We start from the raw sequence: 19,846 nt of genomic DNA, 5'->3' as shown, positions 1-19,846 counted from the left end.
GGGCCGAGCCAGAAACGCGGCTGGTGGAGAAGCTCAACGCGTCGGCGGCAACCAGCCGCGCACGGCGTGCTTGATTGCGCCGCGCAAATCCATCAGGCGGCGGTGGAAGAAGTGGCTGGTGTCGGGCATGCGCACCAGCTCGGGCTTTTTCTCCAGCGCATCGATCCATTCGAACACCGCTTCGGGCTCGACGACTTCATCGGCTTCGCCCTGGATGACCAGCCACGGGCAGGTCGGTACGGTCAGCTCGCCGAAGGCCCAGCGGCCCACCGGCGGTGCGATGCTGATCAGCGCATCGGCGTGCAGATCGGCGGCGCGGGATATGGTCACGTAGCTGCCAAACGAGAAGCCGGCCAGCCATAGCGCATCGTGCGGACGCGTCTTGCGCACCCAGGCCACCACAGCAGCCAGATCGTCGCCTTCGCCAGCGCCGTTGTCATAGTCGCCGGGCGAGTTGCCGGTGCCGCGAAAATTGAAGCGCACGGTATCGAGGCCGGATTCGCGCAGCGCGCGTTCGGCCATCGTCACCACCTTGTTGTGCATGGTCCCGCCCTGCACGGGATTCGGATGACAGATCACCGCCACGCCGCGGCGCGCGTCGGCGGGTTCGGCGATATCGGTGATGGTTTCCAGCTTGCCGGTCGGACCGTCCAGCATGAAACTGGCGGCCTGATCGGGAAACTGCGCGGGATCGGCGGGGAGCACGGTGGGATTCATGCCTGCCATGATAACCGGCCGGCGTGGCTGAGGTTTTTAATGCGCGGTTTGCGTGTTCATACCCGTCCAGCGCGAAACCTTGCTCATCGAGGCCAGACCATGACGAAAGCCGCCGAACGCCAACGCTGCCCGTGGGGCGCGACCGATCCGCTGCTGCGCGATTACCACGACACCGAATGGGGTGTGCCGCTGCACGACGATCGGCAGCTGTTCGAATTTCTGTGCCTGGAAGGCGCACAGGCGGGCCTGTCCTGGCGCACGGTGCTGGCCAAGCGCGAGCGCTATCGCGAGGTGTTCCACGATTTCGACATCGCCCGTGTCGCGGCGATGAAAGACCGCGAGCTGGAGAAATTACTGCTTGACCCCGGCATCATCCGCAATCGGCTGAAAGTGTTTGCCACGCGCGACAACGCCATCACTGCGCTGGGCGTGATCGATGAGTTCGGCAGCCTGGATCACTATCTGTGGTCTTTCGTCGACGGCAGGCCGCTGGTCAATCGTTGGGCGGACAGTGGCAGCGTGCCGGCAAGCACGCCGCTGTCCGACGGCGTGAGCAAGGCGATGAAGAAACGTGGCTTCCGCTTCGTCGGCAGCACCATTCTTTATTCGCTGATGCAGGCCACCGGGATGGTCAACGACCATGTGGTGACATGTTTTCGGTATGCCGACTGCCTTCAGGTGACCTCTGCGCGGCGATGAACTGTTGCAATACGCGACAGGTTTCTTACCAATGAGACATGTTGCTATGCAATGCCTTGGCCCTAGCGTTTGCTGATCAGCGCATGATGGCCGGCCACGCGCCGAGTAATACAAGTTGACCTGCCGCAGCGCAGCGCAACATGGACGTCCATTTGTGCAAACTGTCCCACGCGGGGTGGTCAGAAGTGGGACACTTTTCTCTGTAAATAGAGGACTTTCACGCTTCTTCCCCTGCTCCCAGATTAGCGCTAGGCTCAATTGGCCGTTGCTCTTATGGGCCCTGTTCAGACCCGCTCGACGATGGCGTTCTACACATTCTCGCCCCAGGCGATTCATCTCAAGAGGTGCTCTTATGAAGAAGTGGAACAAGCCGGTGATCGTGGAGATCTGCGTCGGTTGCGAAATCAACTCGTATTATTCCGGCGATTTCTGATGTCCCTGGTCGCCTCCGTGCTGCCAAGCCCGGTGCGCATGCCTGCCGATATCATGTCGGACAGACCCTGATGCGTATCGTGGTTCTCGGTTCGGCAGCCGGAGGTGGCCATCCGCAGTGGAACTGCCACACGCCTGCGAGCCTGCGCGCGTGGCGCGAAGACAACGGCGCCAGCCGCCGTACGCAAGCCAGTATCGCCGTGAGTGCCGATGGTGAGCGCTGGTTACTTATCAACGCATCCCCCGATTTTCGTCAGCAGATACTGGCTACGCCGGCGCTATGGCCGCAGCGTGACCTGCGCCACTCGCCGATCGGCGCCGTGCTGCTGACGTCCGGCGAGATCGATCACATCGCCGGCCTGCTCTCGATGCGCGAGAGCCAGCGCTTCGACCTCTACGCCAGCGAACGCGTGCTGGCTGTGCTGGCAGAAAACGCGATCTTCGATTCGCTCAATCCTGAGTACGTCGCGCGCAAGGCCTTTGCGCTCGACCAGCCGCTCAACCTGCTCGGTTTGCGCGTCACGCCCTTCAGTGTGCCGGGCAAGGTGCCGCTGTTCATGGAAAGCCGCAGCGCCGGCGATCTTGCCGGATCGGCCGAGGAAACGCTGGGCCTGTGCATCGAGCACGACGGCCACCGCTTTTTTTTCATCCCCGGCTGTGCCTCGATGCCGCAGTCGCTGCGCCAGCGCCTGCGTGGTGCGGAGCTCGTATTCTTCGACGGCACGCTGTGGCGCGACGACGAAATGCTGGTCGCCGGCGTCAGCCAGAAAACCGGCCAGCGCATGGGCCACATGAGCATCGATGGCGCGGGCGGCACGATGGCCGCGTTCGATGATCTGGACGTGGCGCGCAAGGTTTTCATCCACATCAACACCACCAATCCGGTGCTCAACGCCCACGCGCCGGAGCGTGCCGAAGCCGCCGCGCGCGGGTGGGAAATATCGCACGACGGCATGGAGATTTCGCTATGAGCGCCACGGCATCACCCGCGCTGGTTTCGCCCGAGCAGCTGGAGGCCGAGCTGCGTGATATCGGCGCCGGGCTGTATCACAGCCGTCATCCGTTCCACGCGCTGCTGCACGCCGGCAAGCTCAACCGCGGCCAGGTACAGGCGTGGGCGCTGAACCGCTTCGAATACCAGCGCTGCATTCCGCTGAAGGACGCGGCGATCCTGGCGCGCATGGACGATCCGGCGCTACGACGGATCTGGCGCCAGCGCATCATCGACCACGACGGCAGCGCGGAAGGCGAGGGTGGCATCGCGCGCTGGCTGCATCTGACCGATGCGCTGGGCCTCGATCGCGAGCTGGTCAGCTCCGGCCGCGCGCTGTTGCCCGGCACGCGCTTCGCCGTGCATGCCTATATCCACTTCGTGCGCGACCGGACCCTGCTCGAGGCGATCGCCTCGTCGCTGACCGAACTGTTTGCCCCGACCATCATCAGCGAACGCGTCACCGGCATGCTGCGCCACTACGATTTTGTGTCGCGCGAATCGCTTGCGTATTTCGAGCATCGGCTGACCGAAGCGCCGCGCGACTCGGATTTTGCGCTGGACTACGTCAAACAGCATGCCGACACCGCGGAGAAGCAGGAGCTGGTGCGCGCCGCGCTGCGCTTCAAATGCAGCGTGCTGTGGTCGCAGCTCGACGCGCTGCATTTCGCCTATGTGGAACCCGGCGTGGCGTGGCCCGACGCCTTCGTGCCGGAAGACACCCGCGCCGCCGCGGCCGCCTGAGATGAGCACCCTCGACAGCCGCAGCACGCCGCGCTTTCTGCCCGGCGTGCGCCTGCACCACGATCAGACGCGCGGGCAGTGGGTGATTCTGGCGCCCGAGCGCGTCATCGAACTGGACGAGATCGCGCATGCCATCGTGCAGCGCTGCAACGGCGAGTGCCGCGTCGAAACCATCGTGGCGGAGCTCGCCGGGGAATTCGATGCCACCACCGACGAGGTGAGCGGCGACGTGCTGGCGCTGATCGACGACCTGATCGGCAAACGGATACTGCGCCTATGAACATCATGCTCGCCGAAGCCACCCAGGCACGCGCCGTGGCGCCACCGCTGGCGGTACTGCTGGAGCTCACCCACCGCTGTCCGCTGGCCTGCCCGTACTGTTCCAATCCGCTGGAGCTCGCTTCGCAGCGCGAGGAGATGGATACCGCCGGCTGGCTCGACGTGATCGACCAGGCGGCGGCGATGGGCGCGCTGCAGCTGCATTTCTCCGGCGGCGAGCCGGCGCTGCGCAAGGATCTGGTCGAACTGCTGCAGCGCGCGCGCGAACGCGGCCTGTACAGCAACCTGATCACCTCGGGCATCGGCATCGACGAGGCCAAGCTCGATCGCATGATCGAAGCCGGGCTGGATCACGTGCAGCTCAGCCTGCAGGACGCGACGCGCGAATCGGCCGATCACATCGCCGGCTACCAGGGCAGCTTCGACAAGAAGCTGCGCTTTGCCGGCTGGGTGCGCGCGCGCGAGCTGCCGCTGACGCTCAATGCCGTGGTGCATCGGCACAACGCGGGCAATGTGCCGCGCATGATCGAGCTGGCGCTGGAGCTCGGCGCCAGCCGGCTGGAAGTGGCGCATACCCAATATTACGGCTGGGGCCTGGTCAATCGCGCCGCGCTGATGCCCAGCCGCGAGCAGCTCGATGCGGCCACCGCCGTGGTCGAGGAAGCGCGCGTACGCCTGCGCGGCACGCTGGTGATCGACTACGTCACGCCGGACTACTACGCGCGCCGACCCAAGGCCTGCATGGGCGGGTGGGCGCAGAAATTCCTCAACATCAGCCCGCGCGGCGACGTGCTGCCCTGCCATGCGGCCGAAACCATTCCCGGCATGCATTTCGAAAATGTGCGCGATCGCGCGCTGCTGGACATCTGGCAGCACGGCGAGGCGTTCGAACGCTACCGCGGCACCGCGTGGATGCCCGAGCCGTGCCAGAGCTGCCCGAAGAAAGAGGTCGACTGGGGTGGCTGCCGCTGCCAGGCGCTGGCCCTGAGCGGCACGGCCGATACGCTGGATCCAGTCTGCGAAAAATCACCCGATCATGCGCGCATCCAGCAGGCGGCGATGGATGAATCGGCTGCCGCGATGCCGCCGCCGTTCGTGTATCGGCGGCCAGCGGGAAAGCCGGCGCGCGACCAAGACACGGTGTGACGCGACCGCCGCGCGTTCGATCCTGATGCGAGCGCGGGCCGCGCGGACAGACCCGCGAATGCACTGAATATTCGCGCGGGATGACGGTGCAAACCGTCGTATCGGCTCACGCTTGATTAACAACGTCGAAAGCACGACCTAAGCGTGGGGTGGAAAGCTGCAGTCATGAGCTTTCCTGCCTGCGATATTCCCAGCCGCGACAAAGGTGCCGCGCTGAGCCACGTGCGTGCGATCGAGCGCGATGATCCGATGCGCGGTGACGCCGAGGCCTTCGTGGCGCATGTGTATGAGCGCAAGTTCGATGCGCGTCTACGTACCTTCATGCCGACCATCCTTGGTTTCTTCGATCGCGACGACCACCTGCGTGCCTGCCTTGGCATACGCTTTGCGGCGAAGGAGACGCTGTTCGTCGAGCAGTATCTGAGCGCTCCGGCGGAATCCTTCATCGCCAGCGAGGCCGCGCTCAGCGTGCCGCGTATAGATCTGCTTGAGGTGGGTGGATTTGCTTCGCACCATCCGGGCGACGCGCGCCAGGTGATCCGCTTTCTGGCGCCGCGGCTGAAAGCCATCGGCATTCATTGGGTGATCTTCAGCGCCACGCGGCAGATCCACAACGCGTTTCAGCGCATGGGCCTGACGCCGGTGGTGCTGGCGCAGGCGGACAGGCATCGGCTGCAGCCGGACGGCACCGACTGGGGCACTTATTACGAAACCCATCCGCACGTGCTGCTCGGTGACGTCGATGCGGGCTGCGGCTTTTTCGAGAAGCGCGCAAGGCGGCGCGTACAGGTCGTTTCTGCTAAAGCCACCACCGAAGAGCCGATCATCGAGCTTCGCGAGCACGCGGCATGAGTGAGCTTCAGCGCATTCTTCGCGATCGCCGCGGTCCGCTCCTGCTCGATGCTGCGGGCGCCCATGGCGCGTCAGCATTTCTCGATCACGTGCAGCGCTTGGCTGACCAGCTCTCCGCCGCCGGCGTGCGCCGCGTGGCCAGCCGGCTGGACAATGGCCGCGACTGGCTGGCGCTGGATCTGGCGCTGCGCCAGCTCGGGCTGGTGCACGTGCCGGCGCCGATCTTCTTTTCGCCCGCGCAGCTCACTCATCTGCTCGCCAGCAGCGGCGCGGATGCGTGGGTCGGCCAGCCGCCGCCGGGCGAGGGCTGGCAATCGGCGGGCGCTAGCCTATGGATCAACCGCAGCGCCAATCAGGCGGCGCCCGCGTTACTTCCGGGCACCGCCTGCGTGACCTACACCTCCGGCACCACCGGACAGCCCAAGGGCGTCTGTCTCGGCGAAGACAGCCTGCTCGCCGTGGCGCAGTCGCTGGTAGTCGCGATGCAGCCGCTCGACGTGCGTCGGCATCTGTGCCTGCTGCCGATGGCCACGCTGCTGGAAAACGTGGCCGGCATCTACGCCCCGCTGATCAGCGGCGCGGAAATCGCGGTGCCGGGTCTGGCAGAGATCGGCTATTCGGGCGCCAGCGGCATCGACGTGCCCAGGCTCTTGCACTGCCTGCACCGCTATCAGCCGGAAAGCATCATTCTGGTGCCGCAGCTGCTGCTGGCCCTCGTTGCGGCCGCCGAAAACGGCATCGCGCCGCCGGCGTCCCTGAAATTCATCGCCGTGGGTGGTGCGCGCGTGGGCGTAAGCCTCTTGGCACGCGCCGCGGTGCTGGGCCTGCCGGTGTTCGAGGGTTACGGCCTGAGCGAATGCGCTTCGGTGGTGACGCTGAACCGGCCCGGGCTCAGCCGGCCGGGCAGCGCGGGCCAGACGTTGGCGCATGCGTCGGTTCGTATCGCGGACGATGGCGAAATCCATGTCGCCGGCGCGACCTACCTGGGCTACGTCGGTGACACCGAGTTGGCAGCGCCCGAATACGCCACCGGCGACCTCGGCGAGATCGACGCCGACGGGTTCCTGCACATCCGCGGCCGCCGCCGCAACGTGTTCATCACGTCGTACGGGCGCAACGTCAATCCGGAATGGGTCGAGGCCGAGCTGGTGCAGCACCCGCTGATTGCGCAGGCCGTGGTGTTCGGCGAGGCGCGACCCAGCAACGCGGCGGTGATCGTGCCGCGTCGCGCGGATATTTCGGCGGCTGCCATGGCAGCCGCGCTGCGCGAAGTGAACGCCGGACTTCCCGATTACGCGCGCGTCGCCCACGTGGTGCGTGCCGATGCGCCCTTCGACATGGGCAACGGTCAACTCACCGCCAACGGTCGCCCTCGTCGCGATGCGATCTGGCAGACCTATGGCGATGCCGTGTCCCGCCTTTACGACCATCCTGCCGAGAATCACTCATGACGTTTCATCAAGAACTGCTCGCCGCCACCGAGGCCGAGCGCAATAGCCTGATCTCGATCCCCATCGTGACCCAGGCGCTTTCCGGCCAGGCGACCCGCGAACAGTACCTCGCGTTTCTTCAGGAGGCCTTCCACCACGTACGCCACACGGTGCCGCTGCTGATGAGCTGCGGCTCGAAGTTGCCGGCGCGGCTGGAGTGGCTGCGCGTGCTGGTGGGCGAATATATCAAGGACGAGATGGGTCACCAGGAATGGGTGCTCGATGATATCGCCGCGGCCGGTGGCGATCGCGCCAAGGCCGCGGCCAGCGAGCCGTCCGTGCCGACCGAAGTGATGGTCGCCTACGCTTACGACACGATCGCGCGGCGCAATCCGGTGAGCTTCTTCGGCATGGTGCTGGTGCTGGAGGGCACCAGCGTGGCGCTGGCGACGCGTGCGGCCGACGTGATGGAGAAAAGTCTCGATCTACCGCGCTCGGCGTTTTCCTATCTGCGTTCGCACGGTGATTTGGATATCGAGCACGTGGCGTTTTTCATCGACCTGATCAATCAGCTTGACGATCCCACGGACCGCGCGGCGGTGGTGTACGCCGCACGCCGGTTTTATCGACTGTACGGCGATATTTTTCGAGATATCGCCGCGCGTCATGACGCAAAGCTGCAGGAGCTGGCATGAGCATCGACAGCGGCACCTGCGCGATCCTCACCGGCGCCAGCGGCGGCATCGGCCAGGCGCTGCTGCGCGAGCTGCTAGCCAAGGGCGCGCACGTGCTGGCGGTGGTGCGTTCGCCCGAAAAGCTCGACGCGTTGTTTGACGAATTGAGCGCGGCGAAGCGTAAGCGGATCCAGGTGGTGCGGGCCGACCTCGCCCTGCCGGAAGGTCGCCGCGCGGTGGTGAGCGCCGCGTCGTGGCTCAACAGCGCGCCGAATCTGCTGATCCACGGCGCGGCGAGCAGCAGCTTCGGCCTGTTCGCGGACAATGCGGCCGATGACGTCGGTCGACTGCTTGCCCTCAACGTCACCTCGCCGCTGCAGCTCACGCACGATCTACTGCCGCTGCTGCGCGAGTCGCCGACGGCTCAGGTGGTGGCGATCGGTTCGACGTTCGGTAGCATCGGCTATCCCGGCTTTGCCGCCTACTGCGCCAGCAAGTTTGCCCTGCGCGGCGCGTTCGAAGCGCTGGCGCGCGAACACCACGGCGAGTCGATCGCGTTTCTCTACATGTCGCCGCGCGCCACGCGCACGGATTTCAATTCGCCCGAAGTCGATGCGCTCAATGAGGCGCTGGGCAACCGCGTCGACAGTGCCCAACACGTGGCAGCCGAAATTATCAAAGCGATCGACAGTAACCAGCGGCGGCTGCAGATCGGCTGGCCGGAAAAATGGCTGGTGCGCCTCAACAGCTTGTTGCCCGGCCTGCTCGATCGCGGCATCGCCTCGCAGCTGCCACGGATCCAGGATCACGCCAGGCGCGGCCGCATGCGTTCGCCAAAGCAGCGGGTCATCGATTGACCTTGCCGAAAAAGACGGCAAGCCCGAGGCCGCCGATCGACTGACCTGTGACCCGTGACTTGGCTCCCGCCTCCTGCGCTCAGGACTCGGTCGTGAGTGGCCGGGAAAATGACGCGTCGATCGAGGGCTTCGCACCGCCCGCCGACAGTGAGGTCGGTCGGTCGGTGGTGACGGCGGCGCGGAGTCGACCATTGACCAGGGACAGATCCAGATGCATGGACTGCGCATTGGCCGCGGCGGCGACCAGCGCGACGCCAAGCCCCGTATGCACGCCGGCGTCCTTGCCCTTGCGCCAGAACCGGCGATGCATCAGTGCGACGTCGTCGTCGTCGAGTCCTGGCGCGTCGTTCTGCAGCAGCCAGGTATTGGACTGGTAATCGAGCAGCAGGCTGCTGCCGGTGGGCGCGTAGGCCACGGCATTACCGAGCAGGTTGCCCAGGGTCACTTCGAGCAGGGTCGGATCGGCTTGCCAGATCAGCGTGCCCTGCGTGCGCACGACCAGTTCCAGATGGCGCCGCTTGAGATCGTCGCGATGGCGATCGAGCAGCTTGCCGGTCAGTGCGCCGACGTCGACCGCCTGATATTGCACCTGCTCAATGCCTGCCTCGATGCGCGTCAGCAGCAGCAGGGCGGTCACCAGCCGCTCCATCTCCATGCCGATGGTGCCGATATCGGCAAGAAACGCGCGCAGATCGCGCTGACTGGGATAGCGCAGCTCCACCTCGATCATCGTGTGCATTTCGGCCAGCGGCGTGCGCAGTTCGTGGGCCACGCCGCTGGCGAACTGGCGCTCGCGCATCAGGCCTTCCTGCATGCGTGAAAGCACTTCGTTGAAACGCGCGATAAGGGGCTGCAGCTCGGCGGCGCTGTCGGTATCCAGGCGCTGATCGGGGGATTCCGGCCCGATCAGCCGCATGCCTTCAGCCAGGCGGGCCAGCGGCTTCAGGCCGCGTCGAATCAACAGTGGGGTAAGCAGCACCACGATCAGTACCGCAATGAGAATGCAGCCGTATTCGATGCGGTCCATCGAGGTTTGAAACGTCCGTACCGCTTTCAGATCCACCGCCAGGCCGAGGTTGCAGCGTGCTGTGCCCGCCGTGGCGCTCGCGGCACGGCCGCCCAATCCCGGTTCCAGTGACGGATTGAAAAGCAGTGAAACCGCGCGCAGATCGGTTTTCTGCCCATCGGATATGTCGGCAAACGCCGGCTTGCCCGTCACCGGCGCAGGCCAGGCCAGTGCCGCGGCGGCAGGGGACGACAGCACGGTCTGCCCCCGGCAGTGGATGATGAAATGGACCTCCCCGTCGTCGGCGAGAAACTCCGGCAGCCGGCCAAGGCGGGTTTTCTGGGTGGCCTCCGCGAGCGGCTGCATGCGGAAAATATCCGACAGCGCCTGCGCCCGCTCCAGCAGATTGGTATCGGCCTGCAGGGCGACCTCGTCGTCGATATGCTCGTCCAGCAACCAGGTCGCCGTGCCCAGCGTGAGCACGATGGCCATCACCAGAAAAAGCGTGATGCGCAGCCTGATCGATATGCTGCGGATCATGGGATGAGATAGCCCGCGCCTCGGCGCGTCTCGATGACGTCGGTGAGGCCAGCCTGCGCGAGCTTGCGCCGCAAGCCGAACACCACGACCTCGATGCTCTTGTCCGACGCATCGGACTCCGTGCCCGAGAGGCGATCGAGAATTTCAGTGCGGGTAAACACCCGGCCGCGATGCCGCATCAGCACCTCGAGCAGTGAATACTGGCGTGGCGTAAGCATCAGCGGTACGCCGGCCACGTCGACCAGACGCGCCTGCGGATTGAGGTTGAGCGTGCCCACGGAGAGCGACAGCAGCTTGGCCTCCTGCGGACGTCGTGCCAGCGCGTGCAGCCGTGCCACCAGCTCGTCGAACGCGAACGGCTTGACCAGATAGTCGTCGGCGCCCTTGTTCAGTGCACCGATCCGATCCGATACCTGGTCACGCGCGGAAAGCACCAGCACGCGCGGGCGCTTGCTGCGATGACGCAGATGATGCAGCACGGCCAGACCGTCCTTGCGCGGCAGGCCAAGGTCGAGCACCACCTGTTCGTAGCCGAAGCTGTCCAGATGATGGCAGGCGGCGATGCCATCGGCGGCCATATCCACCGTAAAGCCGGCGGCGGTCAGTCCGCGCGCCAGCGACTCACGAAGGCGCACCGAGTCTTCAACGATAAGCACATTCACGATGGATGACTCCCGGCAGATTGAGGCGGTGCATGTCGCGCACCTTCGAAAAGCTAAGTGGCGGCCGTACCCTGGCGCGAATTTCGGTATGCGATGTGGTGATTGGCCCCGAACGAATCAGCGTGCGATCCACCGGACGTGGGTTTGCCGAATCGCGTCAAACCATCTTGACAGTATTAAGAAAGCAATTTGTCACAAATGTTCCTCGATTCCGAAAATTTATTCGAGATGCGACAAAAAGTGCCTGCGCCCATAACGTCGGGCGCGACTCAACGAATAAATAACAAAAACTAATCATCAGCAAAGATTCAAACCCCATACTTCCACAGTCAAAGCAGTCATGATCGCGCCATGCCGCCAGCGAGACCGGCCTGGCCCACCAGCAAGCTTCGGGGTAAAGCGTGAACCTACTTCCTCCCCGTACCGGGGCCAACGTCATACCAGGGAACGAGATTTATCGCATTCTGGTCTGTCGGCCGAATCACCGTCTGGGCAACATGATCCTCGTGACGCCGCTGATTGCCGAACTGGAACGTCTGTATAAAGGCGCCGAAATCGATATCGTCGCCGAGGGTGATGCCGCGACCGACGTGTTCCAGACATTTTCCAGCGTCCGCCATATTTATTGCTTGCCGCGCAGAGGTTTCAAACATCCTTTCATTTTCCTTTCAAAAATACGGAAAATCCGTAGAAACCGTTACGATCTGATTATCGACCCCTGCCTGGGTTCGGGTTTTAGCCGCCTGCTGACGCGATTATTCAAGGGAAAACGCAAGCTCGGTTTTGACGACGGGGAAAGCCGCCGCCGTGGCATGACGCATCTGGTGCCGGCCGCGATGGCGCCGCACCACATGGCGAAGCGTTCGGTAATGCTGGCGCGCTGGTATGCCTCGCGCCAGATCGACGACGCGGAAGACTTTCCCGTACTGGACCTGCGCCTGACCGACGCGGAGCGGCGGCATGGCGAGCAGTTGATCCGCGATCTTGTTGCGGCGTCCGAGCAGCCCTGCACGCGCGGCGTGATCGGCCTGTTCGCCGAGGCGACGGGTCAAAAGCGCTATGGCCACGACTGGTGGAATGACTTTGTCGCCGCCGTGCGGCTGGCAAGTCCCGAGTGCAGCCTGGTCGAGATCATTCCGGTACACGGCCGCTCGATGCTGGATTCAAAGTGGCCCGGCTACTACTCCACCAGCATTCGGCGCATGGCATCGGCGATGGCCGGCGTCGACATGATGATCAGCGCGGACTGCGGTGTCATGCATCTGGCGGTGGCGTCGGGAACGCCGACGATCGGCATGTTTTCGGTCACCGACGCCAAGATCTACGGTCCGTACGGGTCGCACAATGCGCATCTGGTCACGCAGGGAATGAGCCCGCAGCAGGCTGCAAAACGGGCGGTCGATCTCTACCGCGAGTCGTTTCAGGTCCATGCCCTTCAGCCGGTCAGGCCACCGCTGGAAGCGACCCTGCTCTGAAAAGGGAACGGCCGCCTTTCGGACGGCGGACTGGGCTATCTGGCGGATCGGGTTTGCGCAGCAGCCGGCCGGTTGGCCGCGGCATACGCCTGCGCAGGCGCCGAATGAAGCGTCACGACGGCGACGTCATCGACGATACGAAGGCTGTAGCCGCTGGTGGTGCGGATCGCCGGCATGCCTCTCGCCTCGGCGAGCAGGCGCGATTGCGTCTGCATGCTTGCAGCGTCGGTCTGCTGCCCCAGATTGTCGACACCGTCGACGAAGTACATGAGAAAGTCGGTGGTATGAAAGCGATCGGCCGAATCGATATACGGTGCGATGAGCAGGTTGATCATCGGAAACTCCTCGGCCACGTGCTGCGTGATCGGCGAGAAGCCGATGTTGCCATCGAGCAGAAAGCGACGGACGCCGTGGCTTGCCTTCAGATCGACCAGGTCGTCGGCCAGACTGGACGCGATGCGGTCCTCGTAGGCTTTTTGCTCGCCCAGCGCATTGCCGTACGCACTGGCCAGCACGCACATGCCTGCGGCCAGCATGCATCCGGCGGCAAGCGTCCAGCGCGGTGAGCGACGCCACTGCGCAAGGGCCGCCTGCATCAGTATCAACCCGGCCGAAAGAAGAGCACCGACGCCCATCATCACCCGGGGTTCGAGTTCCGGCCTCAGAAGCATGAGCATGGGCCCGGCGACGCCCAGCAGCGCGAGCAGCGGCATCAGCAAGCCTGCAAGCAGCAGGATCGCGGTCAGCCAGCCGGCATGCTGCGGGCGCTGCCGAACGGCGTAGCGAACGCCGATGATGATGGGAAACGCCGCCAGCACGAGCAGCAGCGGCAGAAAATAATTCCACCACTGCCGGTCGAAGCAGCTTTCGATGAACCGATAAAAGCTGGCGATATTGGTCTCGACCAGCGGTAGCTGGCTGATGCTGTGGATCTTCTGGCTTTCGCGGCCGACCCACCCGTGGATATGGATGCCGATGACCAGCTGATAGGTGAGCACGGCCACGCCGATTTGCAGAACCCTCCGAACCAACTCGCGCAGCCACGGGCGCAGCGGTTCATCGCGCAGCTGCGCCAGTGCCACGTCCAAAAGCATAAAGACCAGATACAGATTGATCGCCGGCTGGTAAAAGGCGAGGCTGCCGAACAATGCCAGCACACCAAGCCACCATCCGCGCCGGCTGCGCCCGATGCTGAGCAGTGGCAGCAGCGCCAGCCAGATCGCGACGCTCATGCTCAGCGCGTCGAATTTGTACGACAGGTTTTCCAGATAAAACGGCTGTGCGCCGATTGGAAAGGCGAGCAGTGCCGCCAGCCACGGCGAGCGAAGCGTGTAACGGCGGGCGACCAATACACCAACCCAGGCCAGCACCGCGACCGCGCCGACCTGCGTCAGCGGTGAGACATCGACCAGCGCGCTGTCGTAGCACTGCAGCAGCCGCATCAGCAGCGTGGTCAGCGGCCTGCCGTTGGAATCCCAGCCGGTGTGGCCGACGAGCGCGCGCTTCAAATCGTCGTTGTAGAAGCGATTGGCGCGCAGGATCGGATACAGGATCAGAAAATAAAGGGGCAGCAGGATGGCCAAGAGCCGGCTCTCGCCCGGCCTGGACCCCGTGTCAGGACGCTCGGGACGAGCTTGCTGGTTGTGGGCGGTCACAGGCTCACATCGTTGGATTGCAAAAAGGTGCGGCAACCATTTGCCATATGCCACTTGGGGACAACGCGCATAGGCCATGGCGGAGCACAACGGCGAATACGTACGACCTCGCTTCAAGCATCATCATGACAGAGGCGGGCTTCGATCACGGTTTGAAGTGGTGAACATAGCCAACGCTGAACCCGCCCGGCAGCCAACCGGCCGTCAGCGAAGCGTTCCGCCGGGCTGTCCAGATGCCGATGCCGGTACCGATCGCCGCACCCACCAGTACGTCGCTCTGCCAATGGCCGCGGGTCTTGACCCGCGCGACCGCGTCATACGCCGGCAGCAGCGCCAGCGCATAGATCGCCGGATGGTCTTCGCCGTAATTCACCATGAAAGGCGTCACCGCCGCGGCGATGGCGGCAACCTCGCCGCTGGGAAAACTCTGCGCATGGCTGCCCTGGAAAAACAGGTTGGGATTGCTGGTCGCCGAGGGTCTTTCGCGTTGAAAGGCGTATTTCGCCACGGTGGTGGTGGCACTGGTAATCACCAGCGCATCGACCGAGCGCCAGAAGGTGTCGCCGAGCTTGCTGTCATCGCCGAACGCCAGCGCGCCGCCGCCCACGGCCAGAACGGTGCCGTAGATCAGGTCGACCTGCGTGGTTCGTTTCCAGATCCCGCTGTTGTCGTACGCGATGCGGTGATCGAGGCCAAACAGACCACCGCCGGCGTTTGCCGGTAAGGAGATGAGCGACGCGACAAGCAAGACACCCAGATGCATTGAGCAAGCGCTGAAGCGATTCACCAGAGGACCCCCCACGTTGCCGAATCCGACGGATCCGAACCTGCATGGTGCTGGCACAGTCTTGTGATTTGCTTACGGCACGTATCGCTCCGCCGACGAGCGGGCTAGCGTCGACTGCCGCGCAGGCTGTCGACCGAAAAGCTGGCGATCTCGCCGCCGTCGGCGCCGCGGCGGCCTTGTCCCGGCGGTGGACCCCATGCGTGCGCGCTGACGACCTCCCAGGTGGCGGGAATGCGCCCGTCGAGCCGCATGGTTTCGTACGCGGCCAGCATGCGCTTGTAGCGCGCCTTGCCGGTCAGGCCGCGTTCGCGGGTCTGATCGGCGTTGGTGGCGCCAAGGCCCTGCAGTTCCTCCAGCAGCTTGCGTGGTTCGCTGTAGGTCAGCGTGTAGCGGTGTACGTCGAGTACCGGGTCGCGCAGGCCCGCGGCGAGCATCGCGTCACCCACATCGTGCATGTCGAGAAAACGGCTGACGTGAGGCTGCTGATCGGCCTCGGCCCAGGAGGCGCGCAGCTCTTTCAGCGTGTCCGGACCGAAGGTGGAGAAGGCCAGCAGACCGCCGGGCTTCAGCACGCGTACGCACTCGGCGAACAGCGCCTTGAGATCGTCGATCCACTGAAAGCAGAGGTTGGAGTGCAGCACGTCGACGCTATGATCGCCCAGCGGCAGCGCCGTGGCTTCGGCGCAGACGCGCTGAAACGGTTTGAGCCAGCTCGCGTGCTGTTTGGCGGCGCGCAGCATCGGCAACGCAAGATCAACGGCGATCACCTCGGCTTTGGCATAGCGCTTTTTCAGCAGCGCGGTACCACGGCCCGTACCGGCGCCCACGTCGACGATGCGGCTCGGATCGGCCGTATAGAAGTCCAGACGTTCGAGCAGCGCGGACTGCACCTCCTGCTGCAGCACGTCGTGCTTTTCATAGCTGGTGGCGGCGCGGCCAAAGTTCTGCCGCACCCGCTGCTTGTCGAAATGGAAATCGCTCATGAAACTCGCTCTAGTGTCTGTTGCAGCAACGGCTCGAGCGCCCGCACCAGCGCGTCGAAGTGGCCGAAAAACGGCGCGTGGCCGGCGTGCTCGATTTCCACAAAACTGCCGCCGCACTGATCGGCGGACCACTGCATGGCGCGCGGCGGAATCAGCCGGTCGCGGCGGCCGGCAATCCATGCGCTGGGCATGCTGAGATCAGACAGGTCGGCGCGGCGGTCGTTCTCTTCGAGAATGCGGATACCTTCCTGCAGCACGCGCAGGTCCGGCTCGCCACGGTCGAACACCAGCGTGCGCAGGCGCCGCAGCTCGGCGCGCGGATCGGCGCTGCCCATCGTCTCCAGCGCCATGAAGCGCTCCAGCGTGGCGTGATAATCGGTTTCCAGATCGGTGGCCAGATGACGCACCTGTTTGGCGTCGCTGCCGTAAGGCCAGCTGTCATCGCGCACGAATTTCGGTGTGGCGCAAAGCATGGCCAGGCCAAGCACCTGCTGCGGCCGCTCCAGCGCTGCCGTGAGCGCGATCAGACCACCCATCGACCAGCCCAGCCAAATCGCCGGCGGCGTGACCGCCGCAATGGCCGCAGAGCTGGCGCGCGGTTCAAGCGGAATCGCGGACTCACGCGAGTGTCCGTGGCCCGGCAGGTCGACGACGTAGACGGTGCAGCGCTCCTTCAGCGCATCGACCACCGGCGACATCACGCCGCCGTGCATGGCCCAGCCGTGCAGGATGACTAGAGGGATCGGGCCTTCGCCAACGACGTCTACATAAAGCTCGCTCATGCCAAAACAGCCTTGTCACTAACGGCTGGAAGCGGGGCAGGCTGTAGCGACTTGTCGACCGCACCGCGCTCATCGAACACGAAACAGTCGCCGCGCCAGTGTGCGCCGTCGGTCTGTTCGAGATATTTCAGGATGCCGCCCTCGAGCTGATAGACATGCGGTATGCCCAGATCCTGCATATGCAGCGCGGCCTTTTCGCAGCGGATGCCGCCGGTGCAGTACGACACCACCGTCTTGCCGTCGAAGCGTTCGCGGTCGGCGGCGATGGCGGCGGGAAAGCCGGTGAAGCTTGCCAGCGCGTAATCCACGGCGCCGTCGAAGGCGCCGACGGCGGTTTCGTAGTCGTTGCGCGTGTCGAGCATCAGCAGCTCGCGGCCGTCGTCGTCGTGACCCTGCGCCAGCCAGCGCTGCAGCGTGGGCGCGTCCACCGCCGGCGCGCGCCCGCCTTCCGGGCGTACGGTCGGCAGCCGCATGGTGATGATTTCCTTTTTCAGCCGCACGCGCATGCGGCCGAACGGCGGCGTCTCGGACAGCGATTCTTTTTGGACGATATCGGCGAAGCGATGATCGGCATGCAGCCATGCCATGAATTCATCGATCGCCTCGCGCGCGCCGGCCAGGAACAGGTTGATGCCCTCCGGCGCCAGCAGCACGGTGCCCTTCAGCGCCAAAGCGGTGCAGCGTTCCAGCACGCGCTCGCGCAGCGCGGGCAGGTGGTCCAGGCTGATGAATTTGTAGGCGGAGATATTGACGGTGGACATGCGCGGTCAGGGTCGAGGCAACTTTTAATTATACGGGGGCGTGTCGGTGGCGCTCTTGCGTCAGCGTGTCGCTGGCGGCAGCCGCAGCGCTTCCAGCGCATCGAGCAGTTTGTCGACGTGCGTTTCTTCGTGTGCCGCCGATAAAGTGATGCGCAGGCGGGCACTGCCGGCGGGCACCGTCGGTGGTCGAATCGCGGTCACCAGCAGGCCGCGCCATTCGAGCGTATGGGCGGCGTCCAGCGCGGCCTGCGCGTTGCCGAGCACGATCGGCTGGATGGCGGTGGTCGACGATGACAGCGTCAGCCCGAGCTGGCTGGCTCCCTGCCGAAAGCGCGCGATCATCGCGTTGAGTTTTTCGCGGCGCCAGGTTTCGGCCTGCGCCAGCTGCGTGGCGACCAGCGCCGCCGCGGCCAGCGCCGGAGGCATGGCGGTGGTGTAGATGTACGGCCGCGCAAACTGCATCAGGCCCTGGATCAGCGCATGCGAGCCGGCGACGAAAGCCCCGGCGCAGCCGAGCGCCTTGCCCAGTGTGGCCATCAGCACCGGCACCTCGTACGGATTCAGCGCGGCCGCTTCGAGGCTGCCGCCGCCGCTGTGGCCGAGCACGCCGAAGCCGTGCGCATCGTCGACCATCAGCGTCGCGTGCTCGCGCGTGCAAAGCGTCGCCAGCTCGCGCAGGGGCGCCACGTCGCCGTCCATGCTGAAGACGCCGTCGGTAGCCAGCAGGGTGGCGGCGCTGTCGTTGCTGGTCAGCTGGCGCGACGCAGCGCCCACGTCGACATGCGGATAGCGCTTCAGCTCGGCGCCGCTCAGCCTGGCGCCGTCGATCAGGCAGGCGTGGTTGAGCTTGTCCTGCACGCAGACGTCGCCGCGCGCCAGCAGCGCCTGCATCACGCCGAGATTGGCCATGTAGCCGGTGGAAAACAGCACGGCGCGCTCGCGTCCGGTCCAGACCGCCAGCGCCTCCTCGAGTTCGGCGTGTTCGGTACGGTGGCCGCAGATCAGATGCGCCGAAGTGCTGCCCACGCCGCATTCCGACGCGGCGCGGCGCAGCGCCGCGATCAGCTGTGGGTGCTGTGCCAGGCCGAGATAATCGTTGCTGCAGAACGAGAGCAGGCGCTTGCCGCTGATGTCCAGCCAGGGTCCGTCGGCCTGATCGACGGTACGAACGCGGCGCAGCAGGTTCGCCCGTTCGCGTTCGGCCGTCTGGGCGGCCAAACGCTCGAGCAGATCAGGCCGCGGCGGTGCAGCCACAGCCTTGCCCGCAACCCGCTTGCGCAGCTTCCGTTTCGAGAATGTCGGCGTGCACGGTGCTGTCGGTCTCGACGATCTCCAGCGGGTGCAGGTCGAGCCGGCGGAACAGCGCCCGGTCGTCGGCCACGTCGGGGTTGCCGGTGGTCAGCAGTTTTTCACCGTAGAAAATCGAGTTGGCGCCCGCCAGGAAGCACAGCGCCTGGACGCCGTCGCCCAGCTGCTGGCGGCCGGCCGACAGCCGCACCATCGAGGCGGGCATCAGCAGGCGCGCCACGGCGATGGTCCGCACGAATTCGAACGGATCGAGCACCTCGGTGCCGGCCAGCGGCGTGCCTTCGACCTGCACCAGCTGGTTGATCGGCACGGACTGCGGATGCTCGGGTAGGTTGGCCAGCGTCTGTAGCAGGCCGGCGCGCTGGCCGCGCGATTCGCCCATGCCGACGATGCCGCCGCAGCAGGTTTTCATGCCGGCGGCGCGCACGTGTTCGAGCGTGTCCAGGCGATCCTGATACTGGCGCGTCTGGATCACCTCGCCGTAGAACTCCGGCGCGGTGTCTAGGTTGTGGTTGTAGTAATCCAGCCCGGCCGCCTTCAGCGATTGCGCCTGGGTGTCGCTAAGCATGCCTAGCGTGGCGCAGGTCTCCAGGCCGAGCCCCTTCACGGCGCTGACGATTTCGGCGACTTTGACCACGTCGCGATCCTTCGGGCTGCGCCAGGCGGCGCCCATGCAGAAGCGGCTGGCGCCGGCGGCCTTGGCCGCCTTGGCGCGCTCCAGCACCGCCTCCACGCTCATCAGCTTCTGCGCCTGCACGCCGGTGTCGTAGCGCGCGGCCTGCGGGCAGTAAGCACAGTCTTCCGGGCAACCGCCGGTCTTAATCGACAGCAGGGTCGATACCTGCACCGCGTTCGGGTTGTGGAATTCGCGATGCACGCTTTGCGCGCGGTGCATCAGCTCGTTGAACGGCAGGGCGAACAGCGCGGTGACTTCTTCGCGGGTCCAGTCGTGGCGGATCACAGCTTCGGCCATGGAAAACTCCCATCAGTAAGCCGGGCAGTGTGTGAGCAGTTCGATCGGCAGTCAACCTGACTGCCGACTTTCGGGTTGACGTGACCTCGGCCG

General features: G+C 65.0%; 23 protein-coding genes. 12 read left to right on the top strand and 11 right to left on the bottom strand.

What is annotated here, in order from left to right; genetic code table 11:
* Positions 1 to 33: 33 nt before the first annotated feature.
* Positions 34 to 717, bottom strand: a complete 684-nt coding sequence (locus ACDK93_RS18505; protein WP_458072536.1) for an alpha/beta hydrolase — start codon at positions 715 to 717, stop codon at positions 34 to 36.
* A gap of 99 nt (positions 718 to 816) precedes the next feature.
* Between ACDK93_RS18505 and ACDK93_RS18500 the strand changes: the two genes are divergently transcribed.
* The 10 genes from ACDK93_RS18500 to ACDK93_RS18455 all read left to right on the top strand — a co-directional run bounded on the left by ACDK93_RS18500 (position 817) and on the right by ACDK93_RS18455 (position 8,821).
* Positions 817 to 1,416: a DNA-3-methyladenine glycosylase I gene (locus ACDK93_RS18500; RefSeq protein WP_458070484.1), complete on the top strand. Its 600-nt coding sequence runs from the start codon at positions 817 to 819 to the stop codon at positions 1,414 to 1,416.
* 352 nt (positions 1,417 to 1,768) lie between these two features.
* A complete protein-coding gene (pqqA, locus tag ACDK93_RS18495; protein ID WP_458072535.1) occupies positions 1,769 to 1,849 on the top strand; it encodes a pyrroloquinoline quinone precursor peptide PqqA in 81 nt (26 codons plus the stop codon).
* Positions 1,850 to 1,919: 70 nt separating this feature from the next.
* Entirely contained in the window at positions 1,920 to 2,819 is a 900-nt protein-coding gene (gene pqqB, locus ACDK93_RS18490; RefSeq protein ID WP_458070483.1) for a pyrroloquinoline quinone biosynthesis protein PqqB, read from the top strand.
* On the top strand, positions 2,816 to 3,583 hold the full coding sequence (gene pqqC, locus ACDK93_RS18485; RefSeq protein WP_458070482.1) for a pyrroloquinoline-quinone synthase PqqC: 768 nt from the start codon (positions 2,816 to 2,818) through the stop codon (positions 3,581 to 3,583). The genes pqqB and pqqC overlap by 4 nt, the downstream gene beginning before the upstream one ends.
* Position 3,584: 1 nt before the next feature.
* A complete protein-coding gene (gene pqqD / locus ACDK93_RS18480; protein WP_458070481.1) occupies positions 3,585 to 3,863 on the top strand; it encodes a pyrroloquinoline quinone biosynthesis peptide chaperone PqqD in 279 nt (92 codons plus the stop codon).
* A 5-nt stretch (positions 3,864 to 3,868) separates the two neighbouring features.
* A complete protein-coding gene (pqqE, locus tag ACDK93_RS18475; protein WP_458072533.1) occupies positions 3,869 to 5,008 on the top strand; it encodes a pyrroloquinoline quinone biosynthesis protein PqqE in 1,140 nt (379 codons plus the stop codon).
* 165 nt (positions 5,009 to 5,173) lie between these two features.
* A complete protein-coding gene (locus tag ACDK93_RS18470; RefSeq protein WP_458070480.1) occupies positions 5,174 to 5,860 on the top strand; it encodes a thermostable hemolysin in 687 nt (228 codons plus the stop codon).
* Positions 5,857 to 7,311, top strand: coding sequence for an AMP-binding protein (locus tag ACDK93_RS18465; protein WP_458070479.1), 1,455 nt, complete (start codon positions 5,857 to 5,859; stop codon positions 7,309 to 7,311). Before ACDK93_RS18470 ends, ACDK93_RS18465 begins: the two co-directional genes overlap by 4 nt.
* Complete coding sequence (locus ACDK93_RS18460; protein WP_458070478.1) at positions 7,308 to 7,985, top strand: TenA family transcriptional regulator; 678 nt, start codon at positions 7,308 to 7,310, stop codon at positions 7,983 to 7,985. Before ACDK93_RS18465 ends, ACDK93_RS18460 begins: the two co-directional genes overlap by 4 nt.
* A complete protein-coding gene (locus ACDK93_RS18455) occupies positions 7,982 to 8,821 on the top strand; it encodes an SDR family oxidoreductase (protein ID WP_458070477.1) in 840 nt (279 codons plus the stop codon). Before ACDK93_RS18460 ends, ACDK93_RS18455 begins: the two co-directional genes overlap by 4 nt.
* A 79-nt stretch (positions 8,822 to 8,900) precedes the next feature.
* Here the strand turns inward: ACDK93_RS18455 and ACDK93_RS18450 are convergent, their stop codons facing one another.
* Together ACDK93_RS18450 and ACDK93_RS18445 are read right to left on the bottom strand one after the other, a co-directional pair.
* Positions 8,901 to 10,367, bottom strand: coding sequence for a histidine kinase dimerization/phospho-acceptor domain-containing protein (locus ACDK93_RS18450; protein WP_458070476.1), 1,467 nt, complete (start codon positions 10,365 to 10,367; stop codon positions 8,901 to 8,903).
* On the bottom strand, positions 10,364 to 11,029 hold the full coding sequence (locus ACDK93_RS18445; RefSeq protein WP_458070475.1) for a response regulator transcription factor: 666 nt from the start codon (positions 11,027 to 11,029) through the stop codon (positions 10,364 to 10,366). Before ACDK93_RS18445 ends, ACDK93_RS18450 begins: the two co-directional genes overlap by 4 nt.
* A gap of 32 nt (positions 11,030 to 11,061) precedes the next feature.
* On the opposite strand from ACDK93_RS18445, the gene ACDK93_RS18440 reads away from it, so the two are divergent.
* On the top strand, positions 11,062 to 11,313 hold the full coding sequence (locus ACDK93_RS18440) for a hypothetical protein (protein WP_458070474.1): 252 nt from the start codon (positions 11,062 to 11,064) through the stop codon (positions 11,311 to 11,313).
* Positions 11,314 to 11,436: 123 nt separating this feature from the next.
* Here the strand turns inward: ACDK93_RS18440 and ACDK93_RS18435 are convergent, their stop codons facing one another.
* On the bottom strand, positions 11,437 to 11,682 hold the full coding sequence (locus ACDK93_RS18435) for a hypothetical protein (protein WP_458070473.1): 246 nt from the start codon (positions 11,680 to 11,682) through the stop codon (positions 11,437 to 11,439).
* 159 nt (positions 11,683 to 11,841) lie between these two features.
* Here ACDK93_RS18435 and ACDK93_RS18430 point away from each other — a divergent pair, with 159 nt between their 5' ends.
* On the top strand, positions 11,842 to 12,504 hold the full coding sequence (locus tag ACDK93_RS18430; protein ID WP_458070472.1) for a glycosyltransferase family 9 protein: 663 nt from the start codon (positions 11,842 to 11,844) through the stop codon (positions 12,502 to 12,504).
* Between the two features lie 35 nt (positions 12,505 to 12,539).
* Here ACDK93_RS18430 and ACDK93_RS18425 read toward each other — a convergent pair whose 3' ends face one another.
* The 7 genes from ACDK93_RS18425 to bioB all read right to left on the bottom strand — a co-directional run bounded on the left by ACDK93_RS18425 (position 12,540) and on the right by bioB (position 19,753).
* Positions 12,540 to 14,087 (bottom strand): glucosyltransferase domain-containing protein, encoded by a 1,548-nt coding sequence (locus ACDK93_RS18425; protein ID WP_458070471.1) that lies wholly within the window; start codon positions 14,085 to 14,087, stop codon positions 12,540 to 12,542.
* A gap of 217 nt (positions 14,088 to 14,304) precedes the next feature.
* The gene (locus ACDK93_RS18420) at positions 14,305 to 14,922 is read right to left on the bottom strand and encodes a phosphatase PAP2 family protein (protein ID WP_458072532.1); all 618 of its coding nucleotides are present in this window, start codon (positions 14,920 to 14,922) and stop codon (positions 14,305 to 14,307) included.
* Between the two features lie 128 nt (positions 14,923 to 15,050).
* Complete coding sequence (gene bioC / locus ACDK93_RS18415) at positions 15,051 to 15,929, bottom strand: malonyl-ACP O-methyltransferase BioC (protein ID WP_458070470.1); 879 nt, start codon at positions 15,927 to 15,929, stop codon at positions 15,051 to 15,053.
* Complete coding sequence (gene bioH / locus ACDK93_RS18410) at positions 15,926 to 16,711, bottom strand: pimeloyl-ACP methyl ester esterase BioH (RefSeq protein ID WP_458070469.1); 786 nt, start codon at positions 16,709 to 16,711, stop codon at positions 15,926 to 15,928. Before bioH ends, bioC begins: the two co-directional genes overlap by 4 nt.
* Entirely contained in the window at positions 16,708 to 17,472 is a 765-nt protein-coding gene (locus ACDK93_RS18405) for a sulfurtransferase (RefSeq protein WP_458070468.1), read from the bottom strand. The genes bioH and ACDK93_RS18405 overlap by 4 nt, the downstream gene beginning before the upstream one ends.
* A 60-nt stretch (positions 17,473 to 17,532) precedes the next feature.
* Positions 17,533 to 18,726, bottom strand: coding sequence for an 8-amino-7-oxononanoate synthase (gene bioF / locus ACDK93_RS18400; RefSeq protein ID WP_458070467.1), 1,194 nt, complete (start codon positions 18,724 to 18,726; stop codon positions 17,533 to 17,535).
* On the bottom strand, positions 18,704 to 19,753 hold the full coding sequence (gene bioB, locus ACDK93_RS18395; protein ID WP_458070466.1) for a biotin synthase BioB: 1,050 nt from the start codon (positions 19,751 to 19,753) through the stop codon (positions 18,704 to 18,706). The genes bioF and bioB overlap by 23 nt, the downstream gene beginning before the upstream one ends.
* Positions 19,754 to 19,846: the final 93 nt, after the last annotated feature.

Source organism: Rhodanobacter sp. BL-MT-08, assembly GCF_054161255.1.
The sequence above is the reverse complement of the archived record's forward strand: the minus strand, read 5'-3'. Positions and strand labels throughout refer to the sequence as shown.